Source organism: Isoptericola jiangsuensis (assembly GCF_002563715.1).
Classification (GTDB): domain Bacteria; phylum Actinomycetota; class Actinomycetes; order Actinomycetales; family Cellulomonadaceae; genus Isoptericola; species Isoptericola jiangsuensis.
The window spans coordinates 2,773,240-2,791,094 of the sequence record NZ_PDJJ01000001.1 but is presented as its reverse complement, the minus strand read 5'-3'; the positions used below and the strand labels follow the sequence as shown (position 1 = coordinate 2,791,094).

The window sequence follows — 17,855 nt, the reverse complement described above, 5'->3', positions numbered from 1 at the left end:
ATGTCCCGCCACACCCTGTCCGTCCTGGTCGAGAACAAGCCGGGCGTGCTCACGCGGGTCGCCGGCCTGTTCGCCCGCCGGGCGTTCAACATCCACTCCCTCGCGGTCGGGCCGACCGAGCACGAGGAGATCTCCCGCATCACCGTCGTCGTGGACGTCGACGAGCACCCGCTCGAGCAGGTGACCAAGCAGCTCAACAAGCTGATCCACGTCATCAAGATCGTCGAGCTCGACCCCGAGTCGTCCGTGCAGCGCGAGCTGCTGCTCGTCAAGGTGCGGGCCGACGCCGCCACCCGGTCGGGCGTGCTGGAGGTCGTCGAGCTGTTCCGCGCGAACGTCGTCGACGTCGTCCCCGACACCGTCGTCATCGAGGCGACGGGCACCCGGGCCAAGCTGGACGCGCTGCTCGGCGCGCTCGAGCCCTACGGCGTCCGCGAGATCGTCAAGTCCGGGACCCTCGCCGTCGGGCGCGGGTCGCGATCCATCACCGACCGGGCGCTGGAGCGGGTCCGCAGCGCCTGAGACGCGTCCACGGCCGGCCCCCGGGGCCTGCCAGAATCACCCCCGAGCTCGAACACCGAAGAAAGAGGAGCACCACCGTGGCTGAGATGTTCTACGAGGACGCCGCCGACCTGTCCATCATCCAGAGCAAGAAGGTCGCCGTCATCGGTTACGGCAGCCAGGGCCACGCCCACGCGCTCAACCTGCGCGACTCCGGCGTCGACGTCCGCATCGGCCTCCGCGAGGGCTCGCCGTCCGCCGCCAAGGCGACCGACGCCGGCCTGCGCGTGCTCACCGTCGCCGACGCGGTCAAGGAGGCCGACGTCGTCGTCATCCTCGCGCCGGACCAGAACCAGCGCGACCTCTACCGCGACCAGATCGCCCCGAACCTCAACGAGGGTGCGGCGCTCGTCTTCGGCCACGGCTTCAACATCCGCTTCGGCTACATCAAGCCCGAGGCGAACCACGACATCCTCATGGTCGCCCCCAAGGGCCCGGGCCACCTCGTGCGCCGCGAGTACGTCGACGGCCGCGGCGTGCCCGTGATCGTCGCCGTGGAGCAGGACGCCTCCGGCTCCGCCTGGGACCTCGCCCTGTCGTACGCGGCCGGCATCGGCGGCCTGCGCGCCGGCGGCATCAAGACCACCTTCACCGAGGAGACCGAGACCGACCTGTTCGGCGAGCAGGCCGTCCTCTGCGGTGGCGCCTCCCAGCTCGTCCAGTACGGCTTCGAGGTCCTCACCGAGGCCGGCTACCAGCCCGAGGTCGCCTACTTCGAGGTCCTGCACGAGCTCAAGCTCATCGTCGACCTCATGGTCGAGGGCGGCATCGCCAAGCAGCGCTGGTCCGTCTCCGACACCGCCGAGTACGGCGACTACGTCTCCGGCCCGCGCGTCATCTCGCCCGAGGTCAAGGAGAACATGAAGGCCGTGCTCGCGGACATCCAGTCGGGTGCCTTCGCCGAGCGCTTCATCGCCGACCAGGACGCCGGCGCCCCGGAGTTCAAGGAGCTCCGTGCCAAGGGCGAGGCGCACCCCATCGAGACCACCGGTCGCGAGCTCCGCAAGATGTTCGCGTGGATCAAGCCCGCTGACTCCGACTACACGGAGGGCAGCGCCGCTCGCTGACACCACCCCTGTCACGAGCGTCGCGCGCGGCCGTCGTCCCCACCCCGGGGCGGCGGCCGTGCGTGCTTCCCTCAGTCGGCGCACGCCGCGCCGACCCAGCGCAGGATGCCGCGAGCCAGCGCGGGTCCACGCGAGTCAGCGCAGGATGCCGCGAGTCAGCGCGGAATGCCGCGAGTCAGCGCAGGATCCGATGATCCGGTGCGGATCGGGTCGGACCGCCGGCCGGCATGCGGCTCAGGGCCGACGCAGTGTCACGCCGGCCATCGCCAGGCCCGCGTCCACCAGCTCCGCGCGATCGAGTGCGGCGACCTCCTCGAGACGGTGCCACGCGACGTCGTCGGTCGACCCGCCGACCTCGGCTCGCAGCGACCCGCCCACCACGTGGGCGCGGTAGACGATCCGCAGCCCGTGGGCGCCGTCGGAGAGGTCGCCCGCGGGTGGCAGCACGATGCTGTCGATGCCGAGCAGGTCGTCGAGCTCGACGTCGTACCCCGTCTCCTCCCACACCTCCCGCACCGCGGCGTCCGCCGGGTGCTCCCCGGGGTCGATGCCGCCCCCGGGCAGGGTCCACCCGGATCCGTAACCGCTCTGCCGCCAGTGGGGGAGCAGCACCTGTCCGTCGTCGATCACGACGGCGTAGGCCGCCACGCGAAGTCGCATGACGTCATCCTGCCGGAGCCGGAGAAGGGTGGCCTGCGACGTGCGGCTCCGCGTGCGTCGGCGTCGACCCCCAGATCTACGCCGACTCGCGGGAACCTGCGCTGACTGGCGGGAACCTGCGCTGACTGGCGGGAACCTGCGCTGACTGGCGCCGATGTGCGCTGAGTCGCGGGAGCGGGGCGGCGCGGGCGAGGGGCGGATGGCAGGATGGCGCCATGACTGACGACGTGACCTCGGGCGATGCCCCGCAGGAGCCGCAGGGCCAGCTCGACGACGTGCAGCAGGCGGAGCTGATCACCGCGTTCTGGGAGTCGGCGCGGCCGAAGGCCGGTCGCACGAGCCACGGCGGTGCGGTGGGGGAGCGGTCGGAGAACGTGGTGCCGCCGCCGGCGTGGGCGTTCGGCGACTCGCCGGTGCTCGCGGACGAGCTGCTCGGGCTGGTGCTCGCCGGGACGAAGACGGCGACGGCGAGCGCGCTGTGGGAGTTCGAGGCCGCGGCCGAGCCGCTGCCGCGCAAGGGCGACCTGTCGATCGTGCTGGACGGCGCCGGTTCGCCGCGGGCGCTGATCCGCACGGACGCCGTGGAGACGGTGCCGTTCGACGAGGTCACGGCGGAGCACGCGCGCCGTGAGGGGGAGGACGACCTCACCCTGGAGTCGTGGCGTGCGGGGCACGAGGCGTACTGGCGGCGCACCCTGGAGGCCACCGGTCACGCGTTCGACCGGTCGATGCCGGTCGTCTGCGAGCGGTTCACGGTCCTGTACGCGGAGTAGCGGGCCGGGGTGTCGGTGGCGCCCGCTAGCGTGCGTGCCACCGGAAGGAGACGACGATGACCCTGCGCTGGTACTCGACGGTGGTGGAGTCCACCGACCCTCGTGCGCTCGCGGCCTGGTGGGCCGAGGCGCTCGGCTGGGACATGGTCTACGCGGCCGACGACGAGGTCGTCCTCGTGCCGCCGTGGGCGCGTGAGCTCTCCGAGCAGCTGGAGTTCCACCGGGTGCCGCCGGGCATGGTGTTCGTCCGGGTGGAGCACGAGAAGTCGGGCAAGAACCGGCTGCACTGGGACTTCGCGCCGCACACGAGCGACGACCGGGACGCCGAGATCGAGCGGCTGGTCGGTCTGGGCGCCCGGGTGATCGACGTGGGGCAGCCGCCCGAGGCCACGTGGACGGTGCTGGCGGACCCGGACGGCAACGAGTTCTGCGTGCTGTCGTCGCGGGAGATGTGACCGCCCGATCGTTTCGCATCGTGAGACGGGTGTCCCGCATCCTGGCGCGGCGGTCGTAGGATCGCTGCATGACGCGCAACATCGACCTGGCAGTGGTGGCAGGGGACGGCATCGGCACCGAGGTCGTCGAACAGGGCCTCGCGGTCCTCGAGGCGGCCCTGGCCGGCTCCGACGTCAAGGTCGCCACCACCGAGTTCGACCTGGGCGCGCGTCGCTGGCACGCGACGGGCGAGACCCTCGCCGACGGCGACCTGGAGCGGATCCGCGAGCACGACGCGATCCTGCTCGGCGCCATCGGCGACCCCAGCGTCCCCTCGGGCGTGCTGGAGCGCGGTCTCCTGCTCAAGCTGCGCTTCGCGCTCGACCACTACGTCAACCTCCGCCCCGGCAAGCTGTACCCGGGCGTGAAGAGCCCGCTCGCGGAGCCCGGCGAGGTCGACTTCGTCGTGGTCCGCGAGGGCACCGAGGGCCCGTACGTCGGCAACGGTGGCTCGGTCCGCACCGGCACGCCGCACGAGATCGCCACCGAGGTGTCGGTCAACACGGCGTTCGGCGTGGAGCGCGTGGTGCGCGACGCCTTCGCCCGCGCCCAGGCCCGCCCCCGCCGGCACCTCACGCTCGTGCACAAGCACAACGTGCTGGTCCACGCCGGTCACCTGTGGCGTCGCACCGTCGAGGCCGTCAACGCCGAGTTCCCGGACGTCACGACGGACTACCTGCACGTCGACGCCGCCACGATCTTCCTCACGACGAACCCGTCGCGCTTCGACGTCATCGTGACGGACAACCTCTTCGGCGACATCCTCACCGACCAGGCCGCCGCGATCACCGGTGGCATCGGCCTCGCCGCGTCCGCGAACATCAACCCGGACCGCACCGCGCCGTCGATGTTCGAGCCGGTGCACGGCTCGGCCCCCGACATCGCGGGCCAGGGCAAGGCCGACCCGACCGCCACGGTGCTGTCGGTCTCCCTGCTGCTCGACCACCTCGGCCTCACCGCCGAGGCGGCGCGCGTCGAGGCCGCGGTCGCGGCCGACCTCGCCGAGCGCGGGAGCCGAGTACGGTCGACGGCCGAGGTCGGGCAGGATCTCGCTGCCCGCGTCGCCGACTGACCGGCGCCCCGCGACCTCGGCCGTCGTCCCCGAACCGTCCCCTTGCTCCTCGTCCAGGGTGACCGTGTGGTGGACGCGTCCGACCGGTGCCCGCGGGACCGCGAGTCGTGGAAAACTACAGGGGTCACCCGGTGAAAGGCCCTTGCGATCATGACCACGACCTCGTCCCCCATCCTCCCGACCGAGCTCGAGGACCTCGTCGAGCTGTTCGACGTGTCCCCGACGGACACGCCGACGCCTGACGACGAGCGCGAGGCCGCGCTCGCCAGCCCGCGCTTCGGCACGGTGTTCACCGACCACATGGCCCGGATCACGTGGCGCAAGGACACGGGGTGGGTGGACCGCCGCATCGAGAAGTACGGTCCGCTCCAGCTCGACCCGGCGACCGCCGTCCTGCACTACGCGCAGGAGATCTTCGAGGGCATGAAGGCGTACCGGCACGCCGACGGCTCGGTGTGGACGTTCCGCCCGGACGCCAACGCCGCCCGGTTCGCGCGCTCGGCCCACCGGCTGGCGCTGCCCGCGCTGAGCGTCGACGACTTCGTCGGCTCGATCGCCGCGCTGGTGCGCACCGACCTCGCGTGGGTCCCGGGCGGGGAGGACTCCAGCCTGTACCTGCGGCCCTTCATGTTCGCCTCCGAGCCGTTCCTCGGCGTGCGGCCGGCGAACGAGGCCGAGTACCTCTGCATCGCCTCGCCGGTCGGGCCGTACTTCGCGGGCGGCGTGAAGCCGGTGTCGATCTGGGTGTCCCAGGACTACCACCGTGCCGCCCCGGGCGGCACGGGCGACGCGAAGTGCGGCGGCAACTACGCGGCCAGCCTGCTCCCGCAGACGGAGGCGCAGGAGAACGGCTGCGACCAGGTGTGCTTCCTCGACTCCACGACGAACACGTTCCTCGAGGAGCTCGGCGGGATGAACCTGTTCGTCGTCAAGGCGGACGGCACGGTGCACACGCCGGAGCTCACCGGCTCCATCCTGGAGGGCATCACCCGGTCGTCCATCCTGCGGCTGGTGGCGGACCGGGGCCACGACGTCGTCGAGCGGCGCATCCCGCTGGCGGAGGTCGTGGACGGCCTGGCCGACGGCAGCATCACCGAGATCTTCGCGTGCGGCACCGCCGCGGTCGTGACGCCGATCGGTCGGCTCGCGGGCGGCACGTTCGACCACCAGGTCGGCGGCGGCGAGCCCGGCGAGCTGACGATGGCGATCCGGTCCGAGCTCACCGACATCCAGTACGGGCGCGCCACCGACCGTCACGGCTGGATGCGCCGCCTGGCCTGAGCGGCCCGACGACGCCGGGACGACGGCGACCCGAAGACGACGACGCCGGCGGGCGACCCGGCCGCCCGGCGGGTGAGGAGCGGCACGTGCCCGTCAGGGTGAGTCGCGCCGAGCTCGGCCGGACGACGCTCGCCCGCCAGCACCTGCTGCGACGGCCGCCCGCCGCGGAGCGGTCGGCCGTCGAGGTCGTCGGCGACGTGGGCGGGCTGCAGGCCCAGCACGCCGACATGCCCTACCTCGGGCTGGCGGCCCGCCGGGACGGGCCCGTCGTCGACGCCGTGCAGGACGCCCTGACGGCGCGGTCGCTCGTCAAGGCGACGGTGATGCGTTCGACGCTGCACCTGCTGCCCGCCGGGCACTGGCCGTCGGCCGACGTGACGTCGGCCGAGGGCCGGCTCGCGTCCTGGCGGCCGAGCGCCCGCCGGGCGGGGCTGGACCTGACGGAGCTCAACGCCGCGGTGCGGGAGCACTGCGCCCGGCCGCGCACGGTCGACGAGGTGGAGGCGTTCGCGGCCGCGCTCCACCCGGGTGTCGACGCGGCGGCGGCGATCCCCGGCGGGGTGTCGCGCGCGTGGTGGCGCCTCGCGTCGGCCGGCGGGGGTCTGGTGCACGTGCCGCCGAGCGGGTTCTGGCGCGAGCACGGTGAGCACCGTGTGGTCGACGGGGCCGCCTGGTTCGGGGCGGCGGACCGACCGAGCCCTGACGAGGCGCGTGCCGGGGCGGTCGCGCGGTACCTGCGGGCGTTCGGTCCGGCGACCCGCGCGGACGTGGCCCGCGGCGTCGGCATCCGCGGGAAGCGTCCCCTGGCCGTGGCGCTGGACCGGCTGGAGCTGCGCACACTGGCCGGACCGGACGGCGCGGACCTGCTCGACCTGGCGGGCCTCGACGTCGTCCCCGGCGACACCGCCGCGCCGGTGCGGCTGCTGCCCCGCTGGGACCAGCTCCTCGTGGCGTTCGACGACCGGACCCGGTTGCTCGACGCCGACGTCGCCGCCCACGTGTTCCGGCGCAACGGCGACGTGCTGCCGACGGTCTGGGTCGACGGACGGGTCGTGGGCACGTGGTCCCCGGCCGCGCCGGGCGACCCGGTGGTGCAGGTGACGGCCCTGCGGCCCCTCACGGGTGACGCGCGGGACGCCGTCGAGGCGGAGGCCCGCCGCGTCCTGGCGGCGACCGGTCAGGACGCGGCGGCCGAGGTCACGTGGTCGGACGACGGACCAGGGTCCGTCCGAGCACCCCGCTGAGCATCGAGAACACGGCGACACCGAGCACGACCCACACGAGTCCCGTCATCGTCGCGTCGAGCGGGTCGGTCGACCCGGTGAAGGGCAGCGCCACGAGGATGAGGATGCTCAGGGCGACGAGCCAGCCGAAGAACATGCGGGCGCGCGGCGCCGCGAGCACGAGGAGCTGCAGCACGACGGCGGCGAGCAGGGCGTAGAGCGCCCCCGTGCCCGCCCAGGACGCGTGGTGCCCGACGCCCAGGGCGTCCGGGGGTGCGACGAGCGACAGCCCGAAGACCTCCTCGAGGACGACGGAGCACGCCAGGCCCAGCAGGGCGCTGACGAGCACGGTGACCGCGGCCCCGGACCAGTACCGGGTCACGATGAGCCCGGGCTGCGTGGGCCCGGTGTCGACGACGGGGTCGTACGCGGGGTCGTCGGCGGCGGGGACGACGCCGGGCGGGGCGTCGTGGTGCCCGACGGGCGTGGGAGCGTCGTAGCCGGGCACGGCGGGAGCGCCGGTGGCGTCGTAGGTGGGCCCGCCCGGCGTGCCGGGGGCGGGGGTGCCGGGCCGCGACGGGTACGCGCGGGTGGCGTCGTCCTGCCCGTCGGGCCGCTGGGGGTGGTTCACGTGGGTCTCCTCGTGCCGTGGTGGACACAGCGGACCACAGATCGGGCGATCCCACCACAGATCGCCCGACCGGGTCGGCCGACGGTCGGGGTGTCCACGAGGCGGGACCGCGTGACCGGTGCCTGGACGGTGTGGCACGATGTGAGGCATGACTCGCGCCCACCAGCGTCCGCAGCGGCACGTACCGTGCTGCCGCATCATTAGCTAGCGCGTCCGGCCCACCCGACCGGACGCGCAGACCTTCCCTACCCGGAGGGTCTTTTTTGTTGTCCCGACCGCTTCAGCCCCCAGGGGAGCCCCCGATGGTCACCGCCCCGTTCCACGTGTACGACACCACCCTGCGCGACGGTGCGCAGCAGGAGGGGATGAACCTCTCCGTCGCCGACAAGCTCGCCATCGCCCCGCTGCTGGACGAGCTGGGCGTCGGGTTCATCGAGGGCGGCTGGCCGGGCGCGATCCCGAAGGACACGGAGTTCTTCCGCCGGGCGACCGCGGAGCTGCGGCTGCGGCACGCGGTCCTCGCGGCGTTCGGGTCCACCCGCAAGGCGGGCGTGCGCGCCGAGGACGACCCGCAGGTGCGGGCGCTGCTCGACTCCGGCGCGCCCGTCGTGACGCTCGTGTCGAAGTCGGACGTGCGGCACGTCGAGCGCGCGCTGCGCACCACCCCCGCCGAAGGACTGGCGATGATCCGCGACACGGTCGAGCTGCTGGTGCGCGAGGGGCGGCGCGTCGTGGTGGACGCCGAGCACTTCTTCGACGGGTACCGGTTCGACCCCGCGTTCACCACGGAGGCGGTCCGCGTCGGCTTCGAGGCGGGGGCCGAGGTCGTGGCGCTGTGCGACACCAACGGGGGCATGCTGCCGTCCTGGGTGACCGACACGGTGGCGGAGCTGCGCGAGGCCCTCGGCCTCGTCCACGGGCGCGAGGCCCGCGCGGGCGACCCGCTGCTGGGCATGCACGCCCACAACGACTCCGGCTGCGCCGTGGCGAACACGCTCGCCGCGGTCGACGCCGGGTGCGCGCACGTGCAGGGCACCGTCAACGGGTACGGCGAGCGGACGGGCAACGTCGACCTCGTGACGGTCGTGGCCAACCTCGCCCTCAAGAGCGGCATCGACACGCTCGCGGGCGACGGCCTGGCGGAGGCGTCCCGCATCGCGCACGCCGTCGCCGAGATCACCAACATCTCCCCGTACGGTCGCCAGCCCTACGTGGGGGCCAGCGCGTTCGCGCACAAGGCCGGCCTGCACGCCAGCGCCATCAAGGTCGACCCCGACCTCTACCAGCACATCGACCCGACAGCGGTGGGCAACGACATGCGGATGCTGGTGTCCGACATGGCGGGCCGCGCGTCCATCGAGCTCAAGGGGCGCGAGCTGGGCTTCGACCTCGCCGGCCAGGGCGACCTGCTGACCCGCGTGACCAACCGGGTCAAGGCCTCGGAGGCCCGCGGGTACACGTTCGACGCCGCCGACGCGTCGTTCGAGCTGATCCTGCGCGAGGAGCTGACCGGGCGGCGGCCGCACTACTTCCGCATCGAGTCGTGGCGCACCATCGTCGAGACGACGGGTGACGCGGGCAACGCCGACCGCCACGACGCGGAGGCCGTGGCGGAGGCCACGGTGAAGCTCCACGCCGGCGGCGAGCGGATCGTCGTCACGGGGGAGGGCAACGGCCCGGTCAACGCCCTCGACCAGGCGCTGCGCCACGCGCTGACCCGCGTGTACCCGGCGATCGAGAAGTTCGAGCTCATCGACTTCAAGGTGCGGATCCTCGACGCCGAGCACGGCACGGACGCCACGACGCGGGTGCTGGTCGAGACCAGCGACGGGGAGCACACCTGGTCGACGGTGGGCGTGGGCCCGAACATCATCGAGGCCGCCTGGGAGGCGCTCATCGACGCGCACGTCTACGGCCTGCTGCACGCCGGGGTCGAGGCGCTCTGACCGGAGCGCCCGGCGTCCGGTCGACCGGGCGCCGGGCGGCCCGATGACCGTCGGCGTCAGGCGCCCGGCGCCATGCGGTGCTGCTGGACGGCGTCGTAGGTGAGGCGCAGGGCCTCGGTGGTGGCGTCGAACCGCCGCTGCGCGACGTTGACGAACAGGAAGTCGACGACGGCGAGCTGCGCGATGCGGCTGGCGAGCGCCCCGGTGCGGAACTGCGTCTCCCGCACGGAGGTAGCCAGCACGACGTCGGCGGTGTCGGCCAGCGGCGACGACGGGAACCCGGTGACGGCGACCGTCGTCGCGCCGCGGGCACGCGCCAGGGTGAGCGACTGGTGCACCTCGACGGTGCGGCCCGTGTGGGACACCCCGATGGCGACGGAGCCGGGGGCGAGCAGCGCGGCCGACTGGAGCTGCTGGTGGGAGTCGACGGGCGCGACGCAGGCGATACCGATGCGGGACAGCTTCTGCGCGAGGTCCTGCGCGGTGAGGCCGGACGCCCCGACCCCGTAGACGTCGACCCGGTCGGCCCCGGCGACGGCCCGCACGGCCTCCTCGAGCGCGTCGAGGTCGATGGCGCGGGCCGTGCTCTCGATGGTGCGGGCCTCGTGGAACGCGATCTTCGAGACGACCTCGGCGACGTCGTCGGAGCGGCCGATCTCGCCCTGGGCGACGCCGGAGCGCTCGTGCTCGGCGGCGCGCCGGCTGGTCGTGCGGGCGAGGTCGATGCGGAAGCCGGGGTAGCCGGTGTAGCCGACGGTCCGGCAGAAGCGGACGACGCTGGCCTGGGACGCCCCGGCGCGGCCCGCGAGCTCGGCGATGGTGGCCCCGACGACCGCGGTCGGGTCGTCGAGGACCGTCTCGGCGATCCGCGCCTCCGCCGGTCGCAGGTTCGGCAGCATCTGGCGCAGCCGGACCAGCAGGTCTCCGTCCACGATCGTCCCCTTCGCAGTTCGTGCACGCCGGTCGTGCGGCCCCAGTGTGACAGGGGGGACGGCGTCCCGCGGGGTTACGGTTGCCCGGTGCGAGGAGAGTACAAGGTTCCCGGTGGCAAGCTCGTGGCGGTCGACCTGGCGGTCCCGGACGGCCGGCTGGAGGACGTCCGGGTCTCGGGCGACTTCTTCCTGGAGCCGGACGACGCGCTGGAGGTCATCCAGGACGCGCTGACCGGGATGCCGGTGACGACGTCCACCACCGAGCTGGCGCGGGCGGTGACCGAGGCGCTCGAGGAGGCGGAGTCGTCGGGCGCGGTGCCCGGGCCGGTCGCGATGGTCGGGTTCGACGCCCGCGCGGTGGCGGTCGCGGTGCGCCGCGCCCTCGGGCTGGCGACCACCTGGGACGACCACACGTTCGAGGTGATCCGTCCCGGCCCGCTGCCCCCGCGCACCCTGGCGGCCCTGGACCAGGTCCTCACCGAGGAGCTGGCGGAGGGGCGGCGCGGCCCCACCCTGCGGTTCTGGGACTGGGACGAGCGCGCGGTGTTCATCGGGTCGTTCCAGTCGTACCGCAACGAGATCGACGACGCGGGCGTGGCCCGGCACGACGTCACGGTGGTGCGGCGCATCTCGGGCGGCGGCGCGATGTTCATGGAGGCGGGCAACTGCGTGACGTTCTCCCTGGTGGTGCCGGCGTCGCTGGTGGACGGGCTGAGCTTCGAGGCGTCGTACGCGTTCCTGGACTCGTGGGTGCTGGGTGCGCTGGCGGAGCTGGGCGTGCAGGCGCGGTTCGCGGGCATGAACGACGTGGCGTCCCCGGCGGGGAAGATCGCGGGGTCGGCGCAGAAGCGGCTGGCCGGGGGAGCGGTGCTCCACCACATGACGATGGCGTACGACATCGACGCCGACAAGATGCTCGAGGTGCTGCGCATCGGCCGGGAGAAGCTGTCGGACAAGGGCACGAAGAGCGCGAACAAGCGGGTGGACCCGCTGCGCTCGCAGACCGGCATGGCGCGTGACGACGTCGTCGACGCGTTCGCCCGGTACTTCGCGGAGCACCACCGCACGGTGCCGTCGGGGCTGCGCCCGGACGAGCTGGCGCGGGCCGAGGAGCTCGTGCGGACGAAGTTCGACACGCCGGAGTGGATCCACCGGGTGCCCTGACGGGCCGTCCGGGGGCGTCGGAGGTCACGCTCGGGTCACGGTGTGGCGAGGGGCTTCCGTTCCGGCGCGTGTGGCACTAATCTCCAACGCAAGGCATCACAGCGAAAGTTACTTTCATGTGTCGGGGGTGTGACGGCGGCGTCCGTCACCCACCCGCACACCGACCGACAGACGGAGGAACGCGATGAAGCGGCTCGACTCGCGGCGTGCGGCTGCTGCCGCGGTGGCGGCGACGGTGGCTCTGGCCACGGCAGGATGCTCGGGGTCCGACGACAGCGGCACGAGCGGCGCCACCGGCGCCGAGGGCCAGACGCTCGACGTCTGGATCATGCAGGGCACCAACCCCAGCGCCGACGACTTCTTCGACGAGGTCGGCACCGCGTTCACCGAGCAGACCGGCGCCGAGCTCAACGTCGAGTTCGTCGAGTGGGGCGACGCCCACGACCGGTTTGTCACCTCCATCGCCGGCGGCACCACGCCGGACGTGGCCGAGACCGGCACCACCTGGACGCCGGAGTTCGCCGACGCGGGTGCGCTCGCCCCGCTGGGCGACTACGTCGCCGAGGCCGGCCTGGACGGCGACCTCGTCCAGGGCCTCGTCGACGCGGGCACCTACGACGGCGACCTGTACGGCATGCCCTGGTACGCCGGCGTGCGTGCGCTGGTCTACAACACCGAGATCTTCGAGGAGGCCGGCGTCGAGCCGCCGACCACCTGGGCCGAGCTCGAGGAGGCCGCGAAGGCCATCAAGGCCGCGATGCCCGACAAGATCGCCGTGGCCGTCCCCGGCGACGCCGAGTTCACCGTCTACCCCTGGATCTGGGGCGCGGGCGGCGAGGTCGCCTCGCTCGACGGCGACACCTGGACCTCCCAGCTCGACAGCCCCGCCGCGCAGGAGGGCCTGGAGTTCTGGACCGGGCTCGCCGAGGAGGGCCTGTCGTCGGCCGGCGCCACGACCTGGCGCGAGACCGACGTCCTGGACGCGTTCGCCGCGGGCGACGTCGGCATGGCCGTCATGGGCTCCTGGACGCCCGGCGCGATCCTCGAGGCCAACGCCGACATGGACGGCAAGTTCGCCGCCGTGCCGATCCCGGGCAAGGACGGCGGGATCTCCCCGTCGGTGCTCGGCGGCTCGCACCTGAGCATGTTCGAGACCGCGGAGAACAAGGACCTCGCGTTCGCGTTCGTCGAGATGATGACCACCGGCGAGTTCGCCACGAAGTGGGGCGAGCAGGCCGGCTACTTCCCGGGCCAGACGTCGCTGCTCGAGGAGACGCTGCAGAGCACCGACCCGCTCGTGGCGCCGTTCGCCCAGCAGTTCGTCGACGGCGGCGCGTCCGTCCCGGTGTCGCCGAACTTCGGCGCCGTCCAGGCCCGCGCGACGACGTCGACCATGATGCAGTCGATCCTCTCGGGCAAGGAGGACGTCGCCACGGCCAGCACGAAGGCGGCCGAGGAGATGACCGGCCTGCTCAACGGCGGCAGCTGACGCATGGCCTCGACCCTTCAGGCCCCGGAGCGGGGCGGCGGCACCACGTCGTCGCCCCGCTCCGGCGGAGGACCCGGCCGCTCGTGGGTGGCCCGCACCCGCCCGTGGCTCCTGCTCGCCCCCGGCCTCCTCGTCCTGGCCGTGCTCATGCTCTGGCCGCTGGTCCGTGTCGTGCTGTTCTCGCTGCAGGACTACGGCCTGCGCGAGATCGTCTCCGGCGAGCCGAACTGGATCGGCCTGGGCAACTACACCGAGGTCCTCACCTCGTCCCAGCTCTGGGCGGTCGTCCTGCCGAACACCGTCGGCTTCGCGGTGATCGCCGTGACGGCGACCGTCGCGTTCGGCACGGCCGTCGCCGTCCTCCTGGCCTCCCTCGGCACGGTGTGGCGCACCATCGTGTCGAGCTGCATCATGGCGGCCTGGGCGATGCCCGCCGTCACCGGCACGTACGTGTGGGTCTGGATCTTCGACGCGGACCGCGGCGTGTTCAACCACGTGCTCCAGGCCCTCGGCCTGCAGGACGCCCCGGTGAACTGGTTCACCGACCGGTGGAGCTTCTACGCCATCGTGCTGCTCAACATCGTCCACCACGGCTTCCCGTTCGTGGCGGTCACCGTCCTGGCGGCCCTGCTGGGCGTGCCGCGCGAGCTGCTCGAGGCCGCGGAGATGGACGGGGCCGGCCCGTGGCGGCGCTTCTTCTCGATCATCGTCCCGCAGCTGCGGCAGGTGTTCGCCGTCGTCGTCATCATGTCGACCATCTGGGACTTCAAGGTGTTCGCGCAGGTCTTCCTCATGCCGGGCGGCGCGGGGACCAACCGCGAGGTGCTCAACCTCGGCGTCTGGTCCTACGTGGAGTCGTTCGGGCAGAACCGCTACGGGTTCGGCTCGGCCATCGCCGTGCTGCTCACCGTGATGCTGCTCGTCGTCACCGCCGTCTACGTCCGCACCATCCTCAAGGAGGACGAGCTGTGAGCGCCCTCTCCCTGCGGCGGCCGACCCGCCGGGCACAGGCCGGCAAGGCGGTCGCCGTCGCCCTGCTGCTCGTGTTCACCCTGTTCCCGGCGTACTGGATGCTCGTCAGCGCGTTCGACGCCAAGGCCGGCCTGCAGACCTCGTTCGTCCCGGCGGAGCCCACGCTGGACCACTTCCGGTTCGTGCTGACCGAGGGCGGGTTCGACGTCTTCCTGCGCAACTCCGCGATCGTGGCGCTGGCGACCGTGCTCGTCTCGGCGCTGCTCGCGCTGCTCGCCTCCGTGGCGGTGGCCCGGTTCCGCTTCCGGTTCCGCACGCAGATCCTGCTCATGGTCCTCGTGGTGCAGATGGTGCCGCTCGAGGCCCTCGTCATCCCGCTGTTCGTGCAGGTGCGCAACCTGCAGCTCCTGGAGACCCTCCTCGGCCTGGTCATCGTGTACGTGGCGCTCGCCCTGCCGTTCGGCATCTGGATGCTGCGCGGGTTCGTCGCGGCCGTGCCGGTCGAGCTGGAGGAGGCCGCCTACATCGACGGCGCGAGCTGGGGTCGCATGTTCCGCTCCGTCCTGCTGCCGCTCGTCGCCCCGGGGCTGGTCGCCACGAGCATCTTCAGCTTCATCACGGCGTGGAACGAGTTCCTGTTCGCCATGACCCTGCTCGGCGGCGCGACGGAGCACTACACCGTCGCCATCGGCCTGCGGTCGTTCTTCGGGCAGTTCTCCAACCAGTGGGGCGCCATCATGGCGGCCTCGACCATCATCACGGTGCCGGTGATGATCTTCTTCATCATGGTCCAGCGCAAGCTCGCCGCGGGCCTGACCTCGGGAGCGGTGAAGGGATGACCGCCACGCACCCGAGCGCGGCGCCGGACGGCGCCGCGCTGCGCCGGGCCGTGCTCGGCGTCCTGCTGCCGGGGTTCTCCGGCACCACCGCGCCGGACTGGCTGCTCGACGCGGCACGCGACGGCCTCGCCGGGGTCGTGCTGTTCGGGCACAACACCCCGGACGTCGCCACGACCGCACGGCTGACCGCACAGCTCCACGACGTCGCCCCCGACCTGCTCGTCACGATCGACGAGGAGGGCGGCGACGTCACCCGCCTGGAGGCGGCGACCGGCTCGTCCGTCCCGTCGCCGGCGGCGCTGGGGACCCTCGACGACGTGGCGCTGACGGGGGAGGTCGCACGCGCCCTGGGCGGTCTGCTCGCCGCGTGCGGCGTCGACCTGGACCTGGCGCCCGTGCTCGACGTCGACGCGCCGGCCAACCCGGTGATCGGCACCCGCGCGTTCGGCGACGACACCGACCGGGTGTCCCGGCACGGCCGCGCGGTCGTCGAGGGCCTGCACGCGGGCGGTGTCGGGGTGTGCGCGAAGCACTTCCCGGGCCACGGCAGCACGACGGTGGACTCCCACGTCGGGCTCCCGCGGGTCACCGCGTCCGTCGCGGAGCTGCGCGAGCGCGACCTCGTGCCGTACGTCGCGGCGCACCGCGACGACGACGCCGGCCCGGCCCTGGACGCCGTCATGGTGGCGCACGTCGTGGTGCCGGAGCTCGGCCCGGGCCCGGCGTCGCTGGAGCCCGCGACGGTGGCGCTCGCCCGCGAGCTGGGCATGGACGGCCCGGTCATCACCGACGCCCTCGACATGCGCGCCGTCTCGGACGGGCGGAACGTCGGCGAGGCCGCGGTGCGCGCCGTGCAGGCGGGTGCCGACCTGCTGTGCCTCGGGACGACGGCCGCACGCGACGACCGCGCCCTGTTCGAGGACGCCGTGGCGGCCCTCACCGCCGCCGTGTCGGACGGCCGCGTCACCGTGGAGCGGCTGGCGGGGTCGGCCGCACGGACCGCTCGCTGCGCGGCCGTGCAGCACGACCGCCGGGCGCGCACCGGGGTCGAGCGGGGGCCGGAGGCCGCCCTCCGTGCGCTCGACGTGCTGCGGCAGGTCGGCCGACGCGCCGCCCGCGCGACCGTCTCCCGCACGGGGGAGTCGCGGCTCAGCGCGGCACCCCTGGTCGTGGACCTGCGCCGGCGCACCGACCACGCCGCGGGGGACCGCGGCCGGCACGTCACCGACGCCCTGGCGCAGCGCTGGCCGGGCACGACCGTCGTCGGACCGGACGAGGTGGCGGCCGCGATGCTCGCCGCCGGTCCGGGGCAGGACGGGCACCCGGTGGTGCTGCTGACCCGGGAGCCGCCGCAGCACGACGCGGACGCCGACCGGTGCGCGGCGCTGCTCGCGGCGCGCCCGGACGCCGTCGTCCTGCACACGGGCGTGGCCTCCGCGCTGGAGGGCTGGCTCGTCCGCTCCGGCGGCGTGCGGCCGGACGTCGTGCTCACGCTGGGAGCGGGCCGCGCCACCGCGGACGCCGCCGTCGACCTGCTGGGAGGGACCGACCGATGATCGTCGCCGGACTGATGACCGGGACCTCCGCCGACGCCCTGGACGTCGCGCTCGTGGACCTCGAACCCGACGCCACGGGTGCGGAGCTGTCGATGCGCCTGCTGGACCACCGCGAGGTGGACCTCCCCCCCGACCTCGCGCTGGACCTCCTGCGCCTGCTCGAGCCGCGCGACGTCCCGCTGTCGCTGGTGAGCGACGTGGACGGCCGCCTCGGCCGGTTCTGCGGCGAGGCCGTCGCGACGGTCCTGGCGGAGGCGGGCACCGGGTGCGACCTCGTGGTGCTGCACGGCCAGACGGTCCGTCACGACGTCACCGACGGCGTCGTGACGTCGACGTGGCAGCTCGGCCAGCCCGCATGGGTCGCCGAGCGCACGGGGGTGCCGGTGCTGTCGGACGTGCGTGCGCGCGACGTCGCGGCCGGCGGGCAGGGCGCGCCGCTCGCGGGCCTGCTCGACCACCTGCTCCTCGCGGGCGCGGCCGAGCCGGTCGCCGCGCTCAACCTCGGCGGCATCGCGAACGTCACGGTGGTCGCCCCCGGCGCGGACACGCTCGCGTTCGACACGGGGCCGGCGAACGCGCTGATCGACGTCGTCGCCCGCCGGATCACGGGCGAGCCGCGCGGGTTCGACCGCGACGGGCTGCTCGCGGCCCGCGGCACGGTCCACGCCGGCCTGCTGGCCGACCTGCTCGCCGAGCCCTACTACGGGCTGCCCGCCCCGAAGTCGACCGGCAAGGAGCTGTTCCACGGCGCCTACCTCGACGGGTTCCTCGCCCGGTACCCGGACCTCGACCCGCACGACGTCGCGGCCACGGTCACCGAGCTCACGGCACGGACCGTCGCGGACGCCTGCCGCGCGCACGGCGTGCGGTCGGTCGTCGCGTCCGGCGGCGGCACCCGCAACCCCGTCCTCGTGGCGGCGCTGCGCCGGGAGCTGGGCGCCGACGTCCCGCTCACCACGACCGACGAGACGCTCGGCCTGCCGGAGGGCGCCAAGGAGGCGTGCCTCATGGCGCTCGTCGGCTGGCTGGCCTGGCACGGCCTGCCCGGCACGCTGCCGAGCGTCACCGGGGCGGCGCACCCCACGATCGCCGGCCGCCTCACCCCCGGTGCGGGCCCGCTGCGCCTGCCCGCACCCCTGACCACCTCGCCCACCGCCCTCCGGGTGCGGTGAGACCCCCCGACCCCACCGAACG

17 protein-coding genes are annotated in these 17,855 nt (G+C 73.6%); 14 read left to right on the top strand and 3 right to left on the bottom strand.

Annotation, left to right across the window (positions count from 1 at the left end; translation table 11 throughout):
* Window positions 1-522, top strand: a complete 522-nt coding sequence (ilvN, locus tag ATJ88_RS12775) for an acetolactate synthase small subunit (protein WP_098464150.1) — start codon at window positions 1-3, stop codon at window positions 520-522.
* Window positions 523-599: 77 nt separating this feature from the next.
* Window positions 600-1,628 carry a ketol-acid reductoisomerase gene (gene ilvC, locus ATJ88_RS12770; protein WP_098464149.1) on the top strand — a complete coding sequence of 343 codons (1,029 nt, stop codon included), beginning with the start codon at window positions 600-602 and terminating at the stop codon, window positions 1,626-1,628.
* A 234-nt stretch (window positions 1,629-1,862) separates the two neighbouring features.
* Here ilvC and ATJ88_RS12765 read toward each other — a convergent pair whose 3' ends face one another.
* Window positions 1,863-2,288, bottom strand: a complete 426-nt coding sequence (locus tag ATJ88_RS12765; protein ID WP_098464148.1) for an NUDIX hydrolase — start codon at window positions 2,286-2,288, stop codon at window positions 1,863-1,865.
* Window positions 2,289-2,503: 215 nt separating this feature from the next.
* Between ATJ88_RS12765 and ATJ88_RS12760 the strand changes: the two genes are divergently transcribed.
* The 5 genes from ATJ88_RS12760 (at window position 2,504) to ATJ88_RS12735 (ending at window position 7,153) form a co-directional block, all read left to right on the top strand.
* On the top strand, window positions 2,504-3,061 hold the full coding sequence (locus ATJ88_RS12760; RefSeq protein ID WP_098464147.1) for an ASCH domain-containing protein: 558 nt from the start codon (window positions 2,504-2,506) through the stop codon (window positions 3,059-3,061).
* Window positions 3,062-3,117: 56 nt separating this feature from the next.
* The gene (locus tag ATJ88_RS12755) at window positions 3,118-3,516 is read left to right on the top strand and encodes a VOC family protein (RefSeq protein ID WP_098464146.1); all 399 of its coding nucleotides are present in this window, start codon (window positions 3,118-3,120) and stop codon (window positions 3,514-3,516) included.
* Between the two features lie 68 nt (window positions 3,517-3,584).
* Window positions 3,585-4,628 (top strand): 3-isopropylmalate dehydrogenase, encoded by a 1,044-nt coding sequence (locus ATJ88_RS12750; protein WP_098464145.1) that lies wholly within the window; start codon window positions 3,585-3,587, stop codon window positions 4,626-4,628.
* A gap of 150 nt (window positions 4,629-4,778) precedes the next feature.
* Complete coding sequence (locus ATJ88_RS12745; RefSeq protein ID WP_098464144.1) at window positions 4,779-5,909, top strand: branched-chain amino acid aminotransferase; 1,131 nt, start codon at window positions 4,779-4,781, stop codon at window positions 5,907-5,909.
* A gap of 86 nt (window positions 5,910-5,995) precedes the next feature.
* Entirely contained in the window at window positions 5,996-7,153 is a 1,158-nt protein-coding gene (locus tag ATJ88_RS12735; protein ID WP_141538684.1) for a winged helix DNA-binding domain-containing protein, read from the top strand.
* Here the strand turns inward: ATJ88_RS12735 and ATJ88_RS12730 are convergent.
* Entirely contained in the window at window positions 7,107-7,763 is a 657-nt protein-coding gene (locus tag ATJ88_RS12730) for a hypothetical protein (RefSeq protein ID WP_098464141.1), read from the bottom strand. The two genes, ATJ88_RS12735 and ATJ88_RS12730, sit on opposite strands and share 47 nt — an antisense overlap.
* Window positions 7,764-8,065: 302 nt before the next feature.
* Here ATJ88_RS12730 and cimA point away from each other — a divergent pair, with 302 nt between their 5' ends.
* Window positions 8,066-9,709, top strand: coding sequence for a citramalate synthase (gene cimA / locus ATJ88_RS12725; RefSeq protein WP_098464140.1), 1,644 nt, complete (start codon window positions 8,066-8,068; stop codon window positions 9,707-9,709).
* 56 nt (window positions 9,710-9,765) lie between these two features.
* Here the strand turns inward: cimA and ATJ88_RS12720 are convergent, their stop codons facing one another.
* On the bottom strand, window positions 9,766-10,641 hold the full coding sequence (locus ATJ88_RS12720; protein WP_098464139.1) for a MurR/RpiR family transcriptional regulator: 876 nt from the start codon (window positions 10,639-10,641) through the stop codon (window positions 9,766-9,768).
* An 87-nt stretch (window positions 10,642-10,728) separates the two neighbouring features.
* Between ATJ88_RS12720 and lplAB the strand changes: the two genes are divergently transcribed.
* The 6 genes from lplAB (at window position 10,729) to ATJ88_RS12690 (ending at window position 17,833) form a co-directional block, all read left to right on the top strand.
* A complete protein-coding gene (gene lplAB, locus ATJ88_RS12715; RefSeq protein ID WP_098464138.1) occupies window positions 10,729-11,805 on the top strand; it encodes a lipoate-protein ligase LplAB in 1,077 nt (358 codons plus the stop codon).
* A 184-nt stretch (window positions 11,806-11,989) separates the two neighbouring features.
* Window positions 11,990-13,294: a sugar ABC transporter substrate-binding protein gene (locus ATJ88_RS12710; RefSeq protein WP_098464137.1), complete on the top strand. Its 1,305-nt coding sequence runs from the start codon at window positions 11,990-11,992 to the stop codon at window positions 13,292-13,294.
* Window positions 13,295-13,297: 3 nt separating this feature from the next.
* On the top strand, window positions 13,298-14,266 hold the full coding sequence (locus ATJ88_RS12705) for a carbohydrate ABC transporter permease (RefSeq protein ID WP_098464136.1): 969 nt from the start codon (window positions 13,298-13,300) through the stop codon (window positions 14,264-14,266).
* On the top strand, window positions 14,263-15,105 hold the full coding sequence (locus tag ATJ88_RS12700; RefSeq protein WP_245852413.1) for a carbohydrate ABC transporter permease: 843 nt from the start codon (window positions 14,263-14,265) through the stop codon (window positions 15,103-15,105). Before ATJ88_RS12705 ends, ATJ88_RS12700 begins: the two co-directional genes overlap by 4 nt.
* On the top strand, window positions 15,102-16,661 hold the full coding sequence (locus ATJ88_RS12695; protein ID WP_098464135.1) for a glycoside hydrolase family 3 N-terminal domain-containing protein: 1,560 nt from the start codon (window positions 15,102-15,104) through the stop codon (window positions 16,659-16,661). Before ATJ88_RS12700 ends, ATJ88_RS12695 begins: the two co-directional genes overlap by 4 nt.
* Entirely contained in the window at window positions 16,658-17,833 is a 1,176-nt protein-coding gene (locus tag ATJ88_RS12690; RefSeq protein WP_098464134.1) for an anhydro-N-acetylmuramic acid kinase, read from the top strand. Before ATJ88_RS12695 ends, ATJ88_RS12690 begins: the two co-directional genes overlap by 4 nt.
* The last annotated feature ends 22 nt before the right edge of the window (window positions 17,834-17,855 follow it).